Origin of the sequence: Rhizobium sp. L9, assembly GCF_002531885.1 — a bacterium.
Lineage (GTDB): Bacteria > Pseudomonadota > Alphaproteobacteria > Rhizobiales > Rhizobiaceae > Rhizobium.
In genome coordinates, this window is sequence record NZ_NWSZ01000012.1 from 215392 (window position 1) to 234383 (window position 18992).

Annotated in this window: 18 protein-coding genes, 1 tRNA gene and 1 pseudogene; 11 read left to right on the forward strand and 9 right to left on the reverse strand. The window is 61.7% G+C overall.

What is annotated here, in order from left to right; all coding sequences use genetic code 11:
- Positions 1 to 34 precede the first annotated feature (34 nt).
- The gene (locus CO660_RS14855) at positions 35 to 1981 is read left to right on the forward strand and encodes a DEAD/DEAH box helicase (protein ID WP_097599341.1); all 1947 of its coding nucleotides are present in this window, start codon (positions 35 to 37) and stop codon (positions 1979 to 1981) included.
- Positions 1982 to 2020: 39 nt separating this feature from the next.
- The gene (locus CO660_RS14860) at positions 2021 to 2680 is read left to right on the forward strand and encodes a 50S ribosomal protein L11 methyltransferase (RefSeq protein WP_097599381.1); all 660 of its coding nucleotides are present in this window, start codon (positions 2021 to 2023) and stop codon (positions 2678 to 2680) included.
- A gap of 16 nt (positions 2681 to 2696) precedes the next feature.
- Here the strand turns inward: CO660_RS14860 and glp are convergent, their stop codons facing one another.
- Genes glp through CO660_RS14885 form a run of 5 tightly spaced genes read right to left on the reverse strand, consistent with a single transcriptional unit; the run spans position 2697 to position 8155 of the window.
- The gene (gene glp, locus CO660_RS14865; RefSeq protein WP_097599342.1) at positions 2697 to 3920 is read right to left on the reverse strand and encodes a gephyrin-like molybdotransferase Glp; all 1224 of its coding nucleotides are present in this window, start codon (positions 3918 to 3920) and stop codon (positions 2697 to 2699) included.
- Positions 3917 to 4414: a cyclic pyranopterin monophosphate synthase MoaC gene (moaC, locus tag CO660_RS14870; RefSeq protein ID WP_097599343.1), complete on the reverse strand. Its 498-nt coding sequence runs from the start codon at positions 4412 to 4414 to the stop codon at positions 3917 to 3919. Before moaC ends, glp begins: the two co-directional genes overlap by 4 nt.
- Position 4415: 1 nt before the next feature.
- Positions 4416 to 5228, reverse strand: a complete 813-nt coding sequence (trpC, locus tag CO660_RS14875) for an indole-3-glycerol phosphate synthase TrpC (protein WP_097599344.1) — start codon at positions 5226 to 5228, stop codon at positions 4416 to 4418.
- A gap of 9 nt (positions 5229 to 5237) precedes the next feature.
- On the reverse strand, positions 5238 to 6254 hold the full coding sequence (trpD, locus tag CO660_RS14880) for an anthranilate phosphoribosyltransferase (protein WP_097599345.1): 1017 nt from the start codon (positions 6252 to 6254) through the stop codon (positions 5238 to 5240).
- An 8-nt stretch (positions 6255 to 6262) separates the two neighbouring features.
- The gene (locus CO660_RS14885; RefSeq protein ID WP_097599346.1) at positions 6263 to 8155 is read right to left on the reverse strand and encodes a peptidylprolyl isomerase; all 1893 of its coding nucleotides are present in this window, start codon (positions 8153 to 8155) and stop codon (positions 6263 to 6265) included.
- Between the two features lie 220 nt (positions 8156 to 8375).
- Here CO660_RS14885 and CO660_RS14890 point away from each other — a divergent pair, with 220 nt between their 5' ends.
- Entirely contained in the window at positions 8376 to 8657 is a 282-nt protein-coding gene (locus tag CO660_RS14890) for a hypothetical protein (RefSeq protein ID WP_085780070.1), read from the forward strand.
- A 74-nt stretch (positions 8658 to 8731) separates the two neighbouring features.
- On the opposite strand, the gene CO660_RS14895 is transcribed toward CO660_RS14890, so the two are convergent.
- Complete coding sequence (locus CO660_RS14895) at positions 8732 to 8986, reverse strand: GlsB/YeaQ/YmgE family stress response membrane protein (RefSeq protein ID WP_064802691.1); 255 nt, start codon at positions 8984 to 8986, stop codon at positions 8732 to 8734.
- A 545-nt stretch (positions 8987 to 9531) separates the two neighbouring features.
- Here CO660_RS14895 and CO660_RS14900 point away from each other — a divergent pair.
- From CO660_RS14900 to CO660_RS14910, 3 genes are all read left to right on the forward strand, one after another.
- On the forward strand, positions 9532 to 9690 hold the full coding sequence (locus tag CO660_RS14900; protein ID WP_085778213.1) for an entericidin: 159 nt from the start codon (positions 9532 to 9534) through the stop codon (positions 9688 to 9690).
- Positions 9691 to 10173: 483 nt separating this feature from the next.
- A complete protein-coding gene (locus CO660_RS14905; protein WP_097599347.1) occupies positions 10174 to 11067 on the forward strand; it encodes a transglutaminase family protein in 894 nt (297 codons plus the stop codon).
- A gap of 143 nt (positions 11068 to 11210) precedes the next feature.
- Positions 11211 to 12017: a transglutaminase family protein gene (locus CO660_RS14910; RefSeq protein WP_097599348.1), complete on the forward strand. Its 807-nt coding sequence runs from the start codon at positions 11211 to 11213 to the stop codon at positions 12015 to 12017.
- A 38-nt stretch (positions 12018 to 12055) separates the two neighbouring features.
- Here the strand turns inward: CO660_RS14910 and CO660_RS14915 are convergent, their stop codons facing one another.
- A complete protein-coding gene (locus CO660_RS14915) occupies positions 12056 to 12280 on the reverse strand; it encodes an alkylphosphonate utilization protein (protein ID WP_097599349.1) in 225 nt (74 codons plus the stop codon).
- A 435-nt stretch (positions 12281 to 12715) separates the two neighbouring features.
- On the opposite strand from CO660_RS14915, the pseudogene CO660_RS14920 reads away from it, so the two are divergent.
- Positions 12716 to 13051 (forward strand): annotated as a pseudogene (locus tag CO660_RS14920) (RidA family protein); the annotation flags it as partial.
- Positions 13052 to 13098: 47 nt separating this feature from the next.
- Here the strand turns inward: CO660_RS14920 and CO660_RS14925 are convergent.
- Both CO660_RS14925 and CO660_RS14930 read right to left on the reverse strand, forming a co-directional pair.
- Positions 13099 to 13188: transfer RNA gene (locus CO660_RS14925), tRNA-Ser, on the reverse strand.
- A gap of 169 nt (positions 13189 to 13357) precedes the next feature.
- Positions 13358 to 14179, reverse strand: a complete 822-nt coding sequence (locus CO660_RS14930; protein ID WP_097599350.1) for an Ig-like domain-containing protein — start codon at positions 14177 to 14179, stop codon at positions 13358 to 13360.
- A gap of 520 nt (positions 14180 to 14699) precedes the next feature.
- On the opposite strand from CO660_RS14930, the gene CO660_RS14935 reads away from it, so the two are divergent.
- The 4 genes from CO660_RS14935 (at position 14700) to CO660_RS14950 (ending at position 18990) form a co-directional block, all read left to right on the forward strand.
- Positions 14700 to 15800, forward strand: coding sequence for a septal ring lytic transglycosylase RlpA family protein (locus CO660_RS14935; RefSeq protein WP_097599351.1), 1101 nt, complete (start codon positions 14700 to 14702; stop codon positions 15798 to 15800).
- Between the two features lie 70 nt (positions 15801 to 15870).
- Positions 15871 to 17064, forward strand: a complete 1194-nt coding sequence (locus tag CO660_RS14940) for a D-alanyl-D-alanine carboxypeptidase family protein (protein ID WP_097599382.1) — start codon at positions 15871 to 15873, stop codon at positions 17062 to 17064.
- A gap of 214 nt (positions 17065 to 17278) precedes the next feature.
- Positions 17279 to 17959 (forward strand): dTMP kinase, encoded by a 681-nt coding sequence (gene tmk / locus CO660_RS14945; RefSeq protein ID WP_097599352.1) that lies wholly within the window; start codon positions 17279 to 17281, stop codon positions 17957 to 17959.
- An 8-nt stretch (positions 17960 to 17967) separates the two neighbouring features.
- Positions 17968 to 18990, forward strand: coding sequence for a DNA polymerase III subunit delta' (locus CO660_RS14950; protein ID WP_097599353.1), 1023 nt, complete (start codon positions 17968 to 17970; stop codon positions 18988 to 18990).
- Positions 18991 to 18992 lie beyond the last annotated feature (2 nt).

Below are 18992 nucleotides of genomic sequence, written 5' to 3' on the forward strand. Positions count from 1 at the left end.
ATTTCGCGCCTGAAAGCTCCGAAAGATCGAACTCATGACAGAATTCAACGGCGTCGTTCCGGCGATCGCCAAGGCGTTGCAGAAACGCGGTTACGCCGAACTTACCCCGGTACAGCAGGCGATGCTCGATCCGGCGCTTGCCGCTTCGGACGCACTCGTCTCGGCCCAGACCGGTTCCGGCAAGACCGTCGCCTTCGGATTGGCGCTGGCGCCGACGCTGCTCGACGGCAGCGAACGCTTCGGCAACGCCGGAGCGCCGCTCGCCCTCGTCATCGCGCCGACGCGCGAGCTTGCCCTGCAGGTGAAGCGCGAACTCGAATGGCTTTATGAGATGACCGGTGCGGTGATATCAAGCTGCGTCGGCGGCATGGACATCCGCAGCGAGCGCCGGTCGCTCGAACGCGGCGCCCATATCGTCGTCGGCACGCCCGGCCGGCTCTGCGATCATATCCGCCGCCACGCACTCGACATGTCGGAGCTGAAGGCCGCCGTGCTCGACGAGGCCGACGAGATGCTCGACTTGGGCTTCCGCGAGGACCTGGAATTCATTCTCGATTCGGCACCGGACGAGCGCCGCACACTGATGTTTTCGGCGACAGTGCCAGCGGCCATTGCCAAGCTCGCCAAGAGCTACCAGCGCAACGCCGTGCGCATCAGCACCGCGGCCGAGGAAAAGCAGCATGTCGATATCGAATATCGCGCGCTTGTCGTGGCCCCGAGCGACCGCGAGAACGCGATCATCAACGTGTTGCGCTATTACGAGGCGACCAACGCGATCGTGTTCTGTTCGACGCGCGCCGCCGTCAATCACCTGACCGCGCGCTTCAACAACCGCAATTTCTCCGTCGTGGCGCTCTCCGGCGAACTGACGCAGAACGAACGCAGCCATGCGCTGCAGGCGATGCGGGACGGGCGCGCCCGCGTCTGCATCGCGACCGACGTCGCCGCCCGCGGCATCGATCTGCCGGGCCTCGATCTCGTCATCCACGCCGACCTGCCGACCAATCCGGAAACGCTGCTGCATCGCAGCGGCCGCACCGGCCGGGCCGGTCGCAAGGGCATCAGCGCCATGATCGTGCCGCTGAATGCCCGGCGCAAGGCGGAACGCCTGCTGGAGAATGCCGGCATTTCGGCGGCCTGGGCGCGGCCGCCGTCGGCCGAGGAGGTGAGCGAACGCGACGACGAGCGGCTGCTTGCCGATCCGATCTTCCACGACGCGCCGCAGGAGGAAGAGCGGGGACTGGTGCAGCAACTGCTTTCCAGCCATGGCGCCGAAAAGCTCGCCGCCGCTTTCCTGCGCCTTTACCGCACCAATCATTCGGCGCCGGAAGATCTGATCGAGGTTACCGTTCAAGACGATCGCAGCCGTAAGCGCCGCGACAATGCCGCCCCCTTCGAGCCGGCGCAAAAGGGACCGCGCGAAGATTTCGGCCCGAGCGTCTGGTTCTCGGTCTCGGTCGGGCGCAAGCAGAATGCCGAGCCGCGCTGGCTGATCCCGATGCTCTGCCGCAACGGCAACGTCACGAAGCGCGAGATCGGCGCGATCAAGATGCAGCCCGAGGAAACCTATGTGGAGATTGCGGCAGCGAGCGCCGAGAGCTTCCTGAACGCCATCGGACCGAACAAGGCGCTCGAACGCGGTATCCGCGTGACGAGGCTTGCCGGCACGCCGGATTTCAGCCGCGCGTCGTCGCCGAAACCTTATGCCGACAAGGCCCGTGACGAACGGCCTGGCGAGGCGTTCCGTGACGAACGGCCGAAGAAAAAGTTCGGCAAGGGTTCGAGCGGCGGCTATGCGGCAGCCGACAATGGCGGCGGAGAACGGCGCGACGCCAAGCCCTGGAGCAAGAAGGCAAGCAAGCCCGGCTACGATGGCGCGAAATTCGACAAGCCTAGATATGACAAGCCCAAATTCGAGGGCGGCAAATATGAAGGCAAAGGCGGAGCGAAAGGCAAATTCTCGAAGAAAAAGCCGGGCTGATTTCTATCGCGCAGGATTCTTGACCAGGATCAGATGACGATGAAACACTCCGGCATATTTCGTGTCGATCCGGCCGCCTTCATCAAGGCCAATCTGCCGATAGCGGCGGTCCCGTCTATCCCCGAGATCCTGCTCCACTCGGCCGGGCCTGCGAGCGGCCTCTGGCGGCTCGCCGACCGCGGAGAGGCCGATACGCCGCCGTACTGGGCCTATCCCTGGGCCGGCGGCGTCGTGCTTGCCCGCCATCTGCTCGACTGCCCGGAAAAGGTCGCCGGCCGCCGCGTCCTCGATCTCGGCGCCGGCTCTGGGCTGGTCGCCATCGCGGCGGCGAAGGCTGGAGCAGCGATGGTGATGGCGGTCGATGTCGATGCCAATGCCATTGCAGCAATCGGTCTCAACGCAGCCATCAACGGCGTGATCATCTCGGCGGTCGCCGCCGATATCCTCGATGCGCCGCCACCGGAAGCGACTGATCTGATCGTGGTCGGCGATCTTTTCTATGATCCCTCGCTTGCCCTGCGTGTATTGGGCTTTTTGCGGCTTTGCCGGGCAAGCGGCATAGAGGTGCTGGTCGGCGATCCCGAGCGAGCCTATTTGCCGGATCGAGAACTCAGGCGAATCTCGACACAGGCGGTTGCGGACTTCGGCGCGACTGCCAGCAGTAGCGCGGTGCAAGCGGGCGTTTTTTCGCTCTCCTGATCGGGAAGAGGCGAGACTATACGAGAAGATCCGGCCGCAGCAGCATGACAGGGCAGTGTGCTCCGGCCGACAGTTCCGGCGCGTGCGGCGGACGGATAATGAGACAGTCGGCTTGCGCGAACACCTTCATCATCGAGGAATCCTGCTTGCCGAACGGTTCGGCTAGCCAGTTTCCGGCCGCGGACTTCGTAAGTTTCGCTCTGATATAGTCCTGCCGGTGATCATTGGCGCGCAGTGTGACGGCAGCCTCCACCGTCGTCTCACGCCGTACCGGCGGCAGGGAGGCGAGCTTGCGAATCAGTGGCTCGAGGAACAGCAGCGAACAGACGAGGCTTGAAACCGGATTGCCGGGCAGGCCGAGCACATGGGTTTCGCCGAAGCTGCCGACCATCAGCGGTTTGCCGGGGCGCATGGCGATGCGCCAGAAATCGAGCTGCATCCCGGCTTCGATCAGTGTGGCCTGCACCAGATCATGATCGCCGACCGACGCGCCGCCGAGCGTGACGATGACATCGGCCTTGGCATCCCGGGCCTTATCGACCGCTGCGGTGATTTTTGCCTTGTCGTCGGGCACGATGCCGAGATCGAGCACATCGGCGCCGGCATTGCGGGCCAGGGCTGCGATACCGAAGGTATTGGAGGCGATGATCTGCGAAGGTCCGGGCGTGGTTCCGGGCGGCAGCAATTCGTCGCCGGTTGCCAGGATGGCAATCAGCGGGCGCTTGAGAACCTCGACATCGGGCCGGTTCATGCCGGCCGCGACCGTCAGCCGGGAGAAATCGAGCACGGTGCCGGCAGGCAGCACCGCTTCGCCTTCGGCGAAATCCTGACCGCGGGGGCGCACATGCTGGCCTAGCCGCACCGGGAACCTGGTTCTGATGCCGCCATCGATCTTCTCCGCATCCTCCTGCAGCAGGACGCTATCGGCGCCCGGTGGAACAGGCGCGCCGGTGAAGATACGCACGGCCTCTCCCTGGCCGACGCTTCCGTCGAAGCCGTGGCCGGCGGACGACGTGCCGATGACCTTCACTTCAGCACCCGGCTCCGGTGCGTCCTCGCGGCGCAGCGCATAGCCATCCATGGCCGAGGCATTGAAGGGCGGCTGGGTCAGGCGCGCGGTGAGATCAACGGCCAGCGCGCGGCCCTCAGCCTCGGAAAGCGGCAACGTCTCGGACGCGGCGACGGGCTTTGCGCGGGTGAGCAGGCGGTCCAAAGCGTCGGCGACCGGCAGAAGGTTCATCTTGCCTCCGGATGACGGAAATCGCCTGATTTGCCGCCGGACTTTTCGAGCAGCCTGATGGCGCCGATCTCCATCGCCTTGTCGGCGGCCTTGGCCATGTCATAGATCGTCAGACAAGCGACCGAGACGGCGGTCAGCGCCTCCATCTCAACACCGGTCTTGCCGGTGAGCTTGGCGGTGGCGGTGACGCGCAGGCCGGGCAGGGCGGCATCTTCCTCGATTTCGACCGTGACCTTGGTCAGCATCAGCGGATGGCAGAGCGGGATGAGATCGGCGGTGCGTTTTGCCGCCATGATGCCGGCCAAGCGCGCCGTGCCGATGACATCGCCCTTCTTGGCGTTGCCTTGGCGAATGAGCGCGAGGGTTTCCGGCGCCATCTTCACATGACCCTCGGCCGTGGCGATGCGTACCGTTTCGGCCTTGTCGGAGACATCGACCATATGCGCCTCGCCGGAGGGATCGATATGGGTGAGGCCGGGCTTCGCGCCGCTCATGTCATTCGGCCGCGATGGCGGCTTCGCCGAAGAGCAGCGCGCGGGTGGCGGCCGCCACGTCGTCCTTGCGCATCAGGCTCTCGCCGACAAGGAAGGTATTGATGTCGACGGCCTGCAGGCGCTGGCAATCGGCATGGGTGAAGATGCCGCTTTCTCCGACGAGAAGCCGATCACCGGGGACCATGGAGGCAAGCGTCTCGCTGACCGTCAGGCTGACTTCGAAGGTCCGCAGGTTGCGGTTGTTGATGCCGATAAGCGGCGAAGAGAGCTTCAGCGCCCGCTCCATTTCCGGCGCGTCGTGAACCTCGACCAGCACGTCCATGCCGAGCGAAAAAGCTTCGTCCTGCAGACGCTCTGCATCGTCATCGCTCAGCGACGCCATGATCAGCAGAATGCAATCGGCACCCCAGGCGCGTGCCTCGTGGACCTGATAGGTCTCGAACATGAAATCCTTGCGCAGGGCAGGCAGCGCGCAGGCGGCTCGGGCCGCCGTCAGGAATTCCGGTGCCCCCTGAAAGCTCGGCGTGTCGGTCAGCACGGAAAGGCAGGCGGCGCCGCCGGCTTCATAGGCTTTTGCCAGCGCCGGCGGATCGAAGTCCGGGCGGATTAGGCCCTTGGATGGGCTTGCCTTCTTGATCTCGGCAATGAGACCGAACTGGCCAGCCTCACGCTTGGCAAGGAGCGCCCGATGAAATCCGCGAGGCGCTGACTGATCGGCCTGCATCGCCTTCAAATCGGCGAGCGACACCGCGGCTTTGGCGGCGGCTATTTCATCGCGCTTATAGAGTTCGATCTTCTTCAGGATATCGGTCATCGGCCAATCCTAATCGATATCGTTGGAAACGGCGATGAGTTTGTCGAGGGCGAGCGCCGTGGCGCCGCTATCAAGCGAATGCGCGGCCAGCGCCATGCCGTCGCGGATCGTCTCGGCTTTGCCCGCGACGACGAGCGAAGCGGCGGCATTGGCGAGCGAGACATCGCGATAGGCATTCTTGGCGCCGCCGAGCACTTCGCGAAGCGCTGCGGCATTGGCGACGCCATCACCGCCCTTGATATCGGCGAGCATGCAGGGGCTGACGCCGAAATCGGCGGGCGATAGCTCGAAAGTACGGATCTTGCCGTCTTCGAGCGCCGCCACCTTGGTGACGCCGGTCGTGGTGATTTCGTCGAGGCCATCGCCATGGACGACCCAGACGCATTCGGAACCGAGATCGCGCATGACTTCCGCAAGCGGCACCAGCCATTGCGGCGAGAAGACGCCAAGCAGCTGGCGGCGGACGCCGGCTGGGTTGGAAAGCGGCCCGAGCAGGTTGAAGATGGTGCGCGTGCCAAGTTCGACGCGCGAGGGGCCGACGTGGCGCATGGCGGAATGATGCAGCTGGGCGAACATGAAGCCGACCCCCGCATCCGCGATGCAGCGCGTGATGATCTCGGGACCGACATCGATATTGACGCCGAGAGCTGCCAGATTGTCTGCTGCGCCCGATTTCGAGCTCAGTGCCCGGTTGCCGTGCTTGGCGACGGGCACACCGGCACCGGCGACGATCAGTGCAGCCAGCGTCGAGATATTATAGGTGCCGCTGGCATCGCCGCCGGTGCCGACGATGTCGATGGCATCGGCCGGCGCTTCGACGGTCAGCATTTTCGACCGCATGGTGTTGACGGCGCCGACGATCTCGTCGACGGTTTCGCCACGCACGCGCAGCGCCATCAGGAAGGCGCCGATCTGCGAGGGCGTCGCCTGGCCCGACATGAGGATCTCGAAGGCGGCACGGGCCTCGTCACGCGTCAGCGGCTCGCGGCTTGCGGCCTTGGCCAGGAACGGCTTCAGATCGGTCATAAAACCTCCTAGCGGACCGCCGCCTGTTCGGCGAGCGTCTGGTTGATCGAAGCCCCATACTGTGTCTGCAGCAGGTTGACCATCTGGTCGAGAATATCATCGCCGGCGGCATTGGCCATGGCGGTGAGCTGGGCGTCGCGGTTGTTCAGCACGTCGCCGGTCGGCTGGCTGTTGACCTCGGTGACCTTCATCAGGATCTGCGTCGAGGGATCGGCGCCGACCGCGGTCGCAACCGTATCGACAGGGCCGGAGAAAGCGGCCTTGACAGCGGCGCGTCCGAGAACCGGATCATCGGTGGAGCGGGTGATACCGCTCTTGCTTTCGACGGCAATGCCGAGCGGCGCTGCAATGTCCGCAAGGGCGGTGCCCTTTTGCGCCTGGGCCTTCAATTCAGCGGCCTTCTTGGCGAGTTCGGCCTTCTGCTGCTCTGCTGTCCAGTCCTCGACGGCTTTCTCGCGCACCTCGGCAATCGGGCGGTCCCGGTCCGGCGTGATTTCGCGGACGTTGAACCAGACATAGCCGTCATTGCCGATCGGAAGTGGCGAGGCATCGACGCCGACGTCGGTCTTGAAGGCTTCGCCGAGCAGCTGCTGCTTGGCAGGAAGATCCTTGACCTCTTTGCCGTCCTTGTCGGCACCGGTCGCATCGACGGCGTCGACGGTCACCGCCTTGAGCTTCAGCTGACCGGCGATATCCTCGAGCGTCGCGCCGCCGGCGCGCATATCCTCGATACGGTCATGAACATTGATCACTTCCTGAGAAGCGTTGGAAAGCGCCAGCTGCTTGCGGATGTCTTCCTTCACCTCGTCGAAGTTCTTGACCGTTTCCGGCTTGATGTTGGTGATGCGCAGGATGACCGGGCCGAACGAGCCGTCGACGACAGGCGTCGTGCCGCCATCCTTCGACACCGCAAAAGCGGCATCGGCGACGGCCTGGTCGGGAACCTTGTCCTTGGTGAACTCGCCGAGCAGCACGTCGCTTGCCGTCTTGCCCTGGTCGGTGACCAGCTGGTCGAAGCTGGTGCCGCCCTTCAGCGCCGTTTCGGCGGCGGTGGCGAGATCCTTGCTGGTGAAGGTCAGCTGTTCGATCGTCCGGCTTTCCGGCGTGCGATAACTGTCCTTACCCTTCTCGAAAGCTTCGCGGATTTGGTCGTCGGTAACGGTCGCGGCATCGGCGATATCGGCCGGCTGCAGCTTGAGATAGATGAGCTTGCGGTATTCCGGTGCGCGGTAGCGTTGCTTGACGCCTTCGAACCAGCTCGCCAGCACGTCGTCGGCGGGCGCCTTGATCGGCTCGATATTGGCGTTGGTCAGCAAAAGGTAGTCTATGCTGCGGCTTTCATCGCCATAAAGCTTCAGTGCGTCGATCAGCGTCTTCGGCGCGGTAAAGCCGTTGGAAACGGCATCGACGATCTGGCTGCGGACGGCGACCTTGCTGCGCTCCCTGATGTAATCGTCCTGGCGAATGCCGGCATTGCGCAGGCGCGAAACGAACAGCTCGCGATCGAACTGGCCGTTGACAGCCTTGAAGGCCGGATCGTCGGCAATCAGCTGGGCGAGACGATCCTCGGACAGGCCGAGGTTCATATCTTCGGCGAGCTGGTCGAGCGAGGCGCCGGCAACGAGCTGTGACAGCACCTGCTGCTCAATTCCGAAGGCGCGGGCCTGCTCGGGCGTGAGGCGCATGCCGAACTGCTGGCCGATGCTTGCCACCTGACGCTGATAGGCAAGGTGGAACTCGTTCACCCCCACCTTCTGATCGCCGACGGTCACGACCGTGGTGCTGCTGCCGCCAGATATCAGCTCGCGCGATATGCCCCAGATGCCGAAGGAGGCCACCAGGAGAAGCAGGAGCAGCTTGGCAACCCAGGTCTGAGCAGCTCTTCTCAGAAGATGGAACATGGAAACGCAAACCTCGCAGTATTTATTGACCCGCGCACGGGCAGACATTCGACGTTCCTTAAAACAAAGCCGACAGGAAATGAAGGGTTGTCACGCGAAAAGCTGCGCATGGCCGCAAGCGCGACGCAAGGCGTTGATGGCGAACAAAAGATCGTCTGCCGGCGGAACCTTTCAGGCCGCCATTTCGTTGAAGCGGCATCCCATGAAACAGGAGCAGACCATGGCAGAATTGAAAACCGCTTCCGCCGAATCCACCGCTGCGCGCGTCAAGGCGGATATCGCAGCAGACGATCTGTCGGCACAGGTTACGGCACTCCGTGAAGATCTCTCCAGATTGACGGACAGTGTGCGGGCGCTGGGGCAGGGGGCAAAGTCGGTGGTTACGGACGAAGCTTCGCTGATGACGGAACGGCTGCGCGACAAGGTTCGCGAAGAACCGATCATGGCGCTCGCGGTAACGGCAGGCGTAGCCTATCTTTTCGGCCTGCTGAGCCGCCGCTGAACACTGAATTCCGGACAGAAAAAGCCGGACGCATGGAGCGCCCGGCTTTTAGTCATGTCTGCCAGTAATGCAAGTCAGCGGCGGATGGCGCGGCCGATGAAGATCAGAATGCAGGCACCGATGAAGCCGGTGATCAGGTAACCAAGCCACCCCGCCAACGGCTGGATGTGCAACAGACCCAAGATCCAGTTGGCGACAATCGCGCCGACGATGCCGAGCAATATATTCATGAGCACGCCCATATTGCTGCTCATGACCTTTTCTGCCAGCCATCCGGCAATGCCGCCGATGATGATGGCCGCAATCCAACCCACGCCTGCGTTTTCCATAGTGATCCCTCCTGGTGAAACAACTCGCAAGAATGCATGAAACAAAGGAAAGTTCCACTCCTGGAGGAACTTAGGGATGCAGCACGGTGACCGGGGTTTCCAGCAGGTACGCGACGAGTTGGAACATTAGGCCGCTTAGCGCAAGAATTGCGAAGCCGAAAGGCATGATCAGGCTTTTGCTAAACATTCTCTCCTCTCCCGTTTTGAGTAAAGCATAAGCCGAAGCGCGTGCTACGCAAGGTTATTAATAACAATTGGTTAAGTGAGATATTTAAGTAAAATGATAAATTCCAAGCGTGATCCCGCAGTTGTTCGCGGATATCATTCTGAAAGACACGGATAAATGGTATGTGCCTTCGATTGCCGTCCGGCAATTCTACGTTTCGGAGAGTTTTGGCTGAAGTAATCCGTTTCTCGACGGAACAGGGAGCCGTCGGATGCATCAATTCGGCGCAGGTGCTGAGTTATGTCCGGCCGCCGGCGGATTGATTTTGGCTCGGACTGCGTCATTTTTCCGGGGGTTCGTTCAATCAGGGAAAACCTCGATGCCAAAAGCTGCAATCGCTATCGCCTGCTGCCTCTGCCTGCTTACGCTCGCCGGCTGCGGCAATACCGCATACGGGCTGAAGAAGGATGGACAGGAGGCGAGCCACGCAATGGATAATGCGACCCATCGGGTGCTTTCGGCCGGCGCCAAGAAGTAATGGCGGCTGCCGGCGACACGCAGCCTCTTGCATGAAAAAAGCCCGCCTGGGGTGAGGCGGGCTTAGCATAACAGAGAGAATGGACGGACCAAAACCGTCCCGACTGATACAGCATTTCCTTAAGGGGCCGCCGTACGTCATTCGACGTAGCCGCGACCGTTCCGGCAGCGCGTCAGGATCGGGTCAGAAGTTGCCCCAATTCTGAGCGCGGGCACGGGCGCGAATAATCCGGTATTCGCGACCGCCATAGAGCGAACCGATGGTCAGCAGAAGCGTCAGAACGTCCCAGATGATATGCATGTTATCCTCTCAGGTTGGACGGCTCTGCCGTCGATCGGTGAAGGTACAATAGCAATCTTTCGAACCTGCTTATATGACAAGAAATCGGGATGAGCAGGGAAAGGAGCAGGGCGCTTGCGGCGTCTGATAAGACGCGCGGCGCTGTAGGAGCAGCAACGTGAACAAATCAGCCGGCGCCAGCCCATGACGATTTTCTCCGTCCGCCACATCACGTCCTATCGTTACCGCCGGGAGGTCGATTTCGGCGAGCATCGCCTGATGTTCCGGCCGCGCGACAGTTTCGACCAGCGGCTGATCGAGGCGTCGCTGACCACCTATCCGGAGCAAAGTCATGTGCGCTGGATCCACGATGTTTTCGGCAATTGCGTGGCGCTCGTCGATTTTTCCCGGCCGTCGGTGGAGCTTCGTTTCGAAACCTGGATCACACTCGATCATACGCCGCAGCTCGCCCCGGACATTCGGATCGACGAGGCGGCGCTGACCTATCCTTTCTCCTACGACAAGGACGAAATCGCCGATCTCGCGCCGGCGATGCAGCGCCATTATCCTGATTCGGGCGATGAGGTCGGCCGCTGGGCGCGCCAGTTCGTGCGCCTGGGGCACCCGACGGAGACCGGGCACCTGCTGATGACGCTGTGTTATGCCATTCGCGAAAGCTTTGTCTATGCACGCCGCCAGGAACATGGAACGCAAACGCCGCTGCAGACCTTGCACCTTCGCTCCGGCACCTGCCGGGATTTCGCGCTTCTGATGATGGAGGCGGCACGCTCGCTAGGCCTCGCGGCGCGGTTCGTCACCGGCTATGTCTACGTCCCCGACCGGGACGGCTCCACCGTGCTGGGCGGCGGTTCCACCCATGCATGGTGCCAGGTCTATCTTCCCGGGGCCGGCTGGGCCGAGTTCGATCCAACCAACGGCATCGTCGGCAACCGCGACCTTATTCGCGTGGCCGTTGCCCGCGACCCGCGCCAGGCTGTTCCTTTGAGCGGCAGTTACGACGGGCAGGGCTCGGATTTCGAGAACATGACGGTGCAGGTCAACGTGACCACGCGACAGCCGTGGGTTGCCGAGGGGTAATGATGCAGTGGCGGGGTAATGGTGAATTGCCTGGGCCAAGGTGCTTTGCCTGGGAAGGTGCGAGGCATATCGCGGGAACCGGGCGGCGCGATCGACGTTCCATACTCACCTCCGCCCATGCCGGGAGGGACGAGGAAGCCACAATGAAGATACGCGCCGGGTTTCATCTGGGCTATAAATGCATACAGCCGACGCCGATGCTGCTGGTCCTCAACATTCATCCCTCCCGTCGCGCCGATCTTCTAAGCGAGCAGGTCCTGACATTCGACCGGCCGATCGAGGCGTGGGAATATACCGACAGCTTCGGCAATGCCTGCAGCCGGATTGTCGCTCCGCCGGGGCTGACGACGATCTCCACCGAGTTCGAGATCTATGACACGGGGCAAGCCGACATCGTTCCCGTACAGGCAGTGCAGCACGCAATCAAGGATCTGCCCGACGAGGTGCTCGTCTTCCTGCTCGGCAGCCGTTACTGCGACACAGACAGGCTTTCGGATTTCGCCTGGGCGACCTTTTCAGCAACGCCGCTCGGCTGGGCGCGAGTGCAGGCGATCTGCGATTTCGTGCATAACCACATCACCTTCGATTATCAGAAGGCCGACGTTCTCAGAACCGCGCATGGCGGCTTCACCGATAAGAGCGGCGTCTGCCGCGACTTCGCCCATCTCGCCATTGCGCTCTGTCGATGCATGAATATTCCTGCCAGATACTGCACCGGTTATCTCGGTGATATCGGCGTTCCTGCCGATCCGAATCCAATGGATTTCAGTGCCTGGTTCGAGGTCTTTCTCGGCGGCCACTGGCATACGGTCGATGCCCGCCACAACACCCCGCGTATCGGCAGAATTCTGATGGCGACAGGCCGGGATGCCACCGACGTCGCGATGTCGACGGCTTTCGGCCCGGCGATGCTTTCCCGCTTCGAAGTGATCACCGAGGAAGTGCCGTAAGTTGCAGCCATGGACTCACGGGCCGCCGCAGGTAGATCCTACGCCTTCTTCAGGAACTCGGTTTTCAGCACGAGGCCTTTGACCTGCTTAGTGTTGCACTCGATTTCGCCGGGACTGTCGGTCAGACGAATGCCTTTGACCAAGGTTCCACGCTTCAGCGTCTCCGAAGTCCCCTTGACCTTGAGGTCTTTGATCAACGTCACGGAATCGCCGTCTTGAAGCTGGGTTCCGTTGCTGTCCTTTACGATAATGTCTTCGGCCATGATGTCCTCGCTTGATGATGCGAGGGGGAAATCACGACGACAACGGAGAGTCAATCACCGGCCCCGTCCGATTCTGATTGTCCTGCCCCCGATCCGCGGCTGACCTACCGCGGCGGAAGAGTGGTTGCCGGGTTGCAGAAGGAAGCTGGCGGCGGGCCTGTGAATCGGAACGCCGTCGAGTGAGACTGAGACCAAGGTCCGACCCGACCCGGACTTCATGCCGATACCCAACCCTCGGTCGCCGCAATAGGTTTTCGCGGTGGCATGAGTTTGGGGAGTTTTAGCGGTGACCAAGATTTTCGTTGTGGGGATGATACTGACGCCGGTTGTTTTCTGGGGTTCCATCGGTGCGCTGATCTACTCAATGTTGTCGTGAGCCGATGTTGCACTGTCAGTTCACGGCCAGAACTCGTACATTGTACGAGTCAACTGGCGGCGGTGATCGTCCCCCGCGGCGCCCGGTTGGCCTACATCTCCGGACAGGGTGGCCAGGATAGCTCGGGAGCCTTGTCGCCGGACTTCGCCGTCCAGGTGAAGCAGACCTACGCAAATCTGCGCAGCGCCCTCGATGGCCTCGGCGCAAGGCCGGATCAGGTCGCCAAGCTCACGGTCTTCGTGGTCGAACACGATATGTCCAAGCTCGAGGTGCTGACGAGGAACGTCAAAGACATGTTCGGCGACGCACTCCCGGCCCAGACCCTTGTCCCTGTTCCCAAACTTGCAATCGATCCGATGCTGTTCGAAGTCGAAGCGGTCGTCATGCTTGAATAGTGGCTGCGACTGATCCGCCGGGCAGTTCTAATGGAGAAAATTGCAAATGGCGGAAGAGGTGGGATTCGAACCCACGGTACGGTTTCCCGCACGCCGGTTTTCAAGACCGGTTCCTTAAACCACTCGGACACTCTTCCAAGTTTTTGGGAAGCCTGAAGAAAGTCCGTTTCGGTCTTTCCGGTGGATCGGTGGTTTCTGCCGATTTGCTGCCCATTCACTCACAGGCCGGCTTTTTAGCAGCTTTGATGGCAGCGTCAACTTGTTCTGCAGAGAAGCGGCGTTGACAGCCGCTTCTCTCTGCCGCCGTCAGACCAGGACGGTGAAGTTGTCGAATGCGAGCTGCGGAAAGCCCGTGGGCTCGACATCGGGCTGAATATCGAAGCGGACAAAATCGACCGCTCCCAAGGCTGCCAACGAAATGTGCTGGCCATCGGCAATGGTGTCTCCGTAGACCGTCAGCGACATCTCACTCACCTTGTTGCCGCCGATATAACCCTCGAAGGTTACGAGGGCATCGACACCTTCATAGGCGGGGTCGAAATTGGTTGCGACATCGACGCCCTCGATGGTGAAGAGCTTGCCATCAACCCGTTCGAAAAACGGATTATAGGGATTGGTGACGACGTACTCGTTGCCGCCGGATTCGGCGACCGCCCAAAGGTTGCCATCGAGTTTGTCGCCAAATTTGAATCCTGCATAGCCGGAGGCGATGTCAGGCAGCCCGGGATATTCGGTGGGAGCATTCTCGAAATCGATAGAATAATGTCCTTGCGGAGGAGTGTGGACGCCGATGTTGAGACTGGCGACGTCGGTGCCGCCCTTTCCATCGGAGATCTTAAATGAAAAATTCTCGCCGAAGATCCCGCCGGGCTCAAGCGCGCTCGGGTCATTGACCGTGTAACTATAGCTGCCGTTGCTCCAAATCATCAGCGTCCCGTGCTCACCCTCGATGGTAAGATATCCCGGCTCGCCCGCCTTGTTGGGAATTCTCATTCCGTTGACGAACTGAACTTGAAGCAGATCGCCGTCGGAGTCCGAGGCGTTGTCGAGAAGGTTTCCTTCGATGGCCTCCGCTGGTGCGTAGTCGTGGACCTTCACGTCAGGCACTATTGGTTTGTGATTTGCCATGGCTCGTCTCCTAAAGATGAGCGTGGAAAAGGACGCCGGGCTGCGACGCGAACGCCGCAAATAAACTTTCTACTCCACTTTGAGTCAAGCAACAAACTACACGCGGTAAGGGAGTGGCGCCAGATGCTAGCGTCGTGGGGACACGTATATCGGAGAGGAACAGCTGGTATGCTACCTTGGGAGGAAGGTTCCGGTTGTAACCAACGTCGGAAGAGCAGCTACTGCGCGTGCCGGTGTCTCAATCCGGTACCGCTCGGACTTTGAAAGCAGGCCGACGTTTACCATGTGGCCCGCATCGGCACACCGATTTTGGCTCTGATTGCAACAACGGGAGAGCTTCCCGTTAGCAATTTATAAACCATATTTATTAGAATTATCGCTATCGCAGCGAAATCGTTCGCAAATTTGCCACGAACCCAGCAAGATTAAAGTCTCGTTAGGCGGGCGGGGATAAGGCGTTGTTGACCCAGGATGGGGCAGAGTTCCTTAACCATAACGATCTTTGAGCGGCGTGGGGCACATGAAACTGGAATACGGGGCGTCTATCGCAACGACAGCACGGTGGCTAGCGATATCGGCGATGTGTGCGACGGTTGCGGCGTGCGGCACGACACAGGCCGTGCCGAAGAAAAGAGCCCACGGCAAGGAATATTTTTCCGAATCCGAATATGGCGTAAAGGCCAGCCCCCGGGTCGCCACCGGCAACAATATCCCGAAGGGCGGCGGCCGCTACATGGTCGGCAACCCCTATGAGGTGAAGGGCAAGTGGTACTATCCGAAAGAAGACTTCGCCTATAACAAGGTCGGCGTCGCCTCATGGTACGGCTCCGCCTTTCACGGACGGCTGACGGCGAATGGCGAAGTTTACGACCAGATGCACCTATCTGCCGCGCATCCGACGTTCCCGCTGCCGAGCTATGCCCGCGTCACCAATCTCGAGAACGGCTCCTCCATCGTCGTGCGCGTCAACGATCGCGGCCCCTATCACGAAGGCCGCATCATCGACCTTTCCAACAAGACGGCCGACATGCTGGATCTGCAGCACAGCGGGACCGGCAAGGTGCGCGTGCAATATGTCGGCCGCGCCCGCATGGACGGCCATGACATGCCCTATCTGATGGCCTCCTACGTGCCGAAGGGCAGCCGCATTCCCGGCATCAATCCGGAAGGGCAGATCGCAACCGGCGTGATGGTCGCCTCCAACAGCCGCAAGATCACCCGCGATCAGTTGCAGAGCGCCGAAGACTACGAGACGCCGGCGAATGTGCCGGTGCCGATGTCGGCGACCTCCTATGCCGGCTCGACGCCGGACGCGCGCTACAATGCGGCGCCCGGCCTTGCGCCGGCCGCCCATGTTCTGGTGGCGCCGTCGGCTTCTTCCTCCAATGCCTCGCCGGGCTTCGATCAGATGGTGGTGCTGCCGGAGTTCGGTCCCATGCCTTATGAGCGGCCCTATGGCGGTTCGCAGGGCTCCCTCGCGCTCGGCTATCAGAACGAAGCGGTGAAGACAGTAACGGTCGATCTCGCCTTCGACGCGGTGATGGTGCGCAATGACGGGCTGACGCAGGCTTCCATCCTTGCCTCGGCCAGGCGCCAGCAGGCAAAATCGGCAGCGCGTTGAGCATGGCGATTGCATCGAATTTCGCCGCGCTCTAACCTTCTCAAAACGCCGTTGACCGATGGGAATTGCGATGCTGAGGCCTGTGCTTCGTCTGCTTGCATGCCTGATGCCGCTCGCCGCCAGCGCACATGCCGCCGACGGGGGTGCAGCCGGTTTTGCCACCAAGGCGGCGCAGGCCTATATGATCGAGGCCTCCACCGGCACCGTGCTTCTCGCCAAGAATGAGGATCAGAGCTTTTCGCCGGCGTCGCTCGCCAAGCTCATGACGATGGATCTGGTGTTCGATGCGGTGACCAAGGGCGAGATCACGCTCGACACCGAATATCCCGTTTCCGAATATGCCTGGCGCACCGGCGGCGCGCCGTCGAGGACGGCAACGATGTTTGCGGCCCTCAAATCACGCGTGCGCGTCGAGGATCTCATCAAGGGCGTCGCGATCCAGGGCGCCAATGACAGCTGCATCATCCTCGCCGAGGGGATGGCCGGAAGCGAGGAGCAATTCGCTCAGTCGATGACCCGCCGCGCCCGCGAACTCGGCATGGAGAAAGCGGTATTCGGCAATTCCACCGGCCTTCCGGACGGCAAGAGCAAAGTGACGGCGCGCGAGATGGTGACGCTTGCCGCTGCCCTTCAGCAATCCTATCCCAATCTCTATCCTTATTTCGCGCAGCTGGATTTCGAATGGAACAAGATCTTCCAGCGCAACCGCAATCCGCTGCTCGGGCTCGATCTCGGCGCCGACGGGCTTGCGACCGGCTTTGCCGAGGGAGAAGGTTATTCGATCGTCGCGTCGGTCCAGCGCGACGGCCGGCGGCTGTTTTTGGCGCTTGCCGGCATCGCGTCCGACAAGGAGCGGACGGAGGAGGCCAAGCGCGTGCTCGAATGGGGGCTGACTGCCTTCGAGAGCCGTCAGATCTTCACTGAGCATGAAGTGATCGGCGCAGCCAGCGTCTATGGCGGCTCGGCGCGCACCGTCGATCTCGTCGCCAAGGCGCCGGTCAGCGTCTATATTCCGATCAGCAACCCCGATCGGCTTTCGGCGCGCATCGTCTATCACTGGCCGCTGACGGCGCCGGTGAAGCCGGATTATCAGGCCGGCACGCTCAGGATTTTCGCAGGCAGTCGGCTGCTCAGGGAAGTGCCGCTCTATACCGCGCAGGCGGTCGGGGAGGGCTCACTCAGCAGCCGGGCGGTCGACGCAGTGCTGGAACTCGGCGAATCGCTGTTCTTCTCCTGGCTCTGGGACAAGTCCGCCCCCGGCTGAACGCCGGGATGAGGCTCTCGCGCACAGCTCTTCTTTTCCCGCGTGCCGTTGCCGCACAGTCATGCTCCAGACTTGAATGCCTGACCTTCTGCTACAATTTGCGGGGAAGGTGATTATGTCGCCGCCGCGAAAGGTTTTCCTTCCCGATGTCTTCGGATAGATAGAAGAGGCGGGGCGCGCGGGCGTGCGGCGTCCGGAATGCGGGAAGTTGTCATTGTCATCCGGTACGGGACTGTTCGTTACGTTTGAAGGCGGGGAAGGCGCGGGGAAATCCACGCAGATCCGCCGCCTCGCCGAAGCGTTGAAAGGCGAAGGGCATGACGTGTTGGTGACGCGGGAACCGGGGGGGTCGCCGGGCGCGGAAGCCGTGCGCCACGTGCTTCTTTCGGGCGCGGCCGAGGCCTTCGGCACGCGGATGGAGGCCATCCTCTTTGCGGCAGCGCGCAACGATCATGTCGAAGAGGTGATCCGGCCGGCCCTGACATCAGGCAAGATCGTGCTCTGCGACCGTTTCATGGATTCTTCGCGTGTCTACCAGGGCATCACCGGCAATCTCGACCCTGATTTCATTGAGATGCTGCAGCGGGTCGCCATCAACGGCGTCATGCCGGATTGCACCTTGATATTGGATATTCCCGCAAAGGTCGGCCTGGAGCGGGCGCAGAAGCGCAGCGCCTCGGACGGTCCCGATCGCTTTGAAAAGGAGCGGCTCGAAACGCACGAAAAACGGCGCGAAGCCTTTCTCGATATCGCCGCGCGCGAGCCGGAACGCTGCCACGTGGTTGACGCCATGCAGACGGAAGAGGCGATCGCCGCCGAAATCCTGGCGATCGTCAAGCGGCTGATGTCGCCCGCAGACCGCGCTCGGATGCCGGAAGCCGCCCATTATGAGTGAAGTCCATTATGAGTGACGATCGGCCGGGACTGCTGGACGGCGCCATCTGGCCCGCCGAAAATACCAGGCTGTTTGGCCATGAGGAGGCGGAATCCTTTCTTGCCCAGTCCTACCGATCCGGCAAGGGTCATCACGCCATCCTGATCGAAGGGCCGGAGGGCATCGGCAAGGCGACGCTCGCCTTCCGCTTCGCCAACCACGTCCTCTCGCATCCCGATCCCGATGCTGCGCCGGAGAAGATCGGCGATCCAGATCCCGCCTCGGCCGTCAGCCGCCAGATCGCCTCCGGCGCCTCGCACAATCTCCTGCATCTCGCCCGGCCGGTGGACGAAAAGACCGGCAGGGTGAAATCGGCAATCACCGTCGACGAGGTGCGCCGCGCCGGCAAGTTCTTCTCGCAGACCTCGGGCACCGGCAACTGGCGAATCGTCATCATCGACCCGGCCGATGACATGAACCGCAATGCGGCCAACGCCATTCTGAAGATCCTCGAGGAGCCGCCGAAACGGGCGCTGTTCCTGGTGCTTTCGCACGCGCCGGGCCGGCTGCTACCGACGATCCGCTCACGCTGCCAGCCGCTGAAACTGGCGCCGCTTCCCGACGAAGCACTCGTTGCGGCCCTTGCCCATCTTGGCATAGCAGGCGAGGGCAGCTTGCTTTCGGCGGCCAAGGGCAGCGTCGGCGAAGCCTTGAAACTGTTGAACTATGGCGGCAGCGAAATCATCGCTGGTTATGACGAAGTGCTTTCCGCCGAGGGGCCAACCGCCCGCAAGGCGATGCACCGGCTGGCAGAGGCGCTCTCGGGCAAGGAAAGCGATACGATTTTCGATTTCTTCGTCAGCCACGTCGGCGACGACATCATGAGCCGCGCTCGCGCGGCGGCAGGCGAGGGGCAGATCGCCGCGGCCGAACGGCTGGCGCGGCTCTATTCGGAGGTTACCGAGCGGCTTACCGTTTCCGACGCATATAATCTCGACCGCAAGCAGACGATCATCAGTATTCTCTCCGATATCAAGCAGCCCAGACTCTAGCC

Coding starts and splice junctions, on each gene's coding strand:
- CO660_RS14855 (WP_097599341.1), top strand. CDS start 35: ATGACAGAATTCAACGGCGTCGTTCCGGCGATCGCCAAGGCGTTGCAG.
- CO660_RS14860 (WP_097599381.1), top strand. CDS start 2,021: ATGAAACACTCCGGCATATTTCGTGTCGATCCGGCCGCCTTCATCAAG.
- glp (WP_097599342.1), bottom strand. CDS start 3,920: ATGAACCTTCTGCCGGTCGCCGACGCTTTGGACCGCCTGCTCACCCGC.
- moaC (WP_097599343.1), bottom strand. CDS start 4,414: ATGAGCGGCGCGAAGCCCGGCCTCACCCATATCGATCCCTCCGGCGAG.
- trpC (WP_097599344.1), bottom strand. CDS start 5,228: ATGACCGATATCCTGAAGAAGATCGAACTCTATAAGCGCGATGAAATA.
- trpD (WP_097599345.1), bottom strand. CDS start 6,254: ATGACCGATCTGAAGCCGTTCCTGGCCAAGGCCGCAAGCCGCGAGCCG.
- CO660_RS14885 (WP_097599346.1), bottom strand. CDS start 8,155: ATGTTCCATCTTCTGAGAAGAGCTGCTCAGACCTGGGTTGCCAAGCTG.
- CO660_RS14890 (WP_085780070.1), top strand. CDS start 8,376: ATGGCAGAATTGAAAACCGCTTCCGCCGAATCCACCGCTGCGCGCGTC.
- CO660_RS14895 (WP_064802691.1), bottom strand. CDS start 8,986: ATGGAAAACGCAGGCGTGGGTTGGATTGCGGCCATCATCATCGGCGGC.
- CO660_RS14900 (WP_085778213.1), top strand. CDS start 9,532: ATGCCAAAAGCTGCAATCGCTATCGCCTGCTGCCTCTGCCTGCTTACG.
- CO660_RS14905 (WP_097599347.1), top strand. CDS start 10,174: ATGACGATTTTCTCCGTCCGCCACATCACGTCCTATCGTTACCGCCGG.
- CO660_RS14910 (WP_097599348.1), top strand. CDS start 11,211: ATGAAGATACGCGCCGGGTTTCATCTGGGCTATAAATGCATACAGCCG.
- CO660_RS14915 (WP_097599349.1), bottom strand. CDS start 12,280: ATGGCCGAAGACATTATCGTAAAGGACAGCAACGGAACCCAGCTTCAA.
- CO660_RS14930 (WP_097599350.1), bottom strand. CDS start 14,179: ATGGCAAATCACAAACCAATAGTGCCTGACGTGAAGGTCCACGACTAC.
- CO660_RS14935 (WP_097599351.1), top strand. CDS start 14,700: ATGAAACTGGAATACGGGGCGTCTATCGCAACGACAGCACGGTGGCTA.
- CO660_RS14940 (WP_097599382.1), top strand. CDS start 15,871: ATGCTGAGGCCTGTGCTTCGTCTGCTTGCATGCCTGATGCCGCTCGCC.
- CO660_RS14950 (WP_097599353.1), top strand. CDS start 17,968: ATGAGTGACGATCGGCCGGGACTGCTGGACGGCGCCATCTGGCCCGCC.